Annotated in this window: 1 protein-coding gene and 1 pseudogene; both read left to right on the top strand. The window is 48.5% G+C overall.

From position 1 onward, the window contains the following. Positions 1-493: pseudogene (locus AC1DUO_RS25445) on the top strand (DNA repair protein RecN); the annotation flags it as partial. 112 nt (positions 494-605) lie between these two features. Next, a partial coding sequence (gene bamE, locus AC1DUO_RS25440; RefSeq protein WP_015690323.1) for an outer membrane protein assembly factor BamE occupies positions 606-947 on the top strand: 342 nt, incomplete at its 3' end.

Raw genomic sequence — 947 nt, 5'->3', positions numbered from 1 at the left:
CGGTAAATTTAAAATTCAGGTTCAGTTCGAACCAGAACATTTAAATATGGAAGGCGCAGACCGTCTCGAATTCCAGGTCACCACCAACCCGGGGCAGCCGCTTCAGGCTCTCGCAAAAGTAGCTTCCGGTGGCGAATTATCGCGTATTGCGCTGGCTATCCAGGTTATCACGGCACAGAAAATGGAAACTCCGGCGCTGATCTTTGATGAAGTGGATGTCGGTATCAGTGGCCCGACGGCTGCGATCGTTGGCCGCCTGTTGCGTCAGTTAGGCGAATCAACGCAAGTTATGTGCGTCACTCACTTACCTCAGGTTGCAGGTTGTGGTCATCAGCATTATTTTGTCAGCAAAGAAACTGATGGTGAAGTGACTGAAACCCAAATGAATCGCCTTGATAAAAAGGCGCGTTTGCAGGAACTGGCACGTCTGCTGGGCGGAAGTGAAGTGACCCGAAACACGCTGGCCAACGCAAAAGAGTTACTCGCAGCGTAAAAAGCTCAACTTTTTTACAGTTCAGCGGTCATACAGGTGCCCCGCAAAGGTTTCAAACTGATGAAAGGTCTATTATCATCGGCATCTTATGCCCTAAAGGAATGTAATGACTATGCGCTGTAAAACGCTAACTGCCGCCGCTGTAGCTCTTGTAATGCTTACTGCGGGCTGTTCCACTCTGGAAAAGGTGGTTTATCGGCCTGACATCAATCAGGGGAACTACTTGTCTCCTGCTGATGTTCAAAAAATTCATACCGGTATGACTAAACAACAAGTTGCTTATGTTCTCGGCACGCCGATGCTACACGACCCGTTTGGCAGTAATGTTTGGTATTACGTGTTCCGTCAGGAACCAGGCCATGAAGGTATCACTCAGCAGACTTTAACGCTGACCTTCAACGAGTCTGATACGCTGACCAACATCGACAACAAACCTAAGTTGAGCGATCAAAAG

Source organism: Rahnella sp. P4_A8 (genome assembly GCF_056402435.1).
This window is presented reverse-complemented; position numbering and strand designations above follow the sequence as displayed.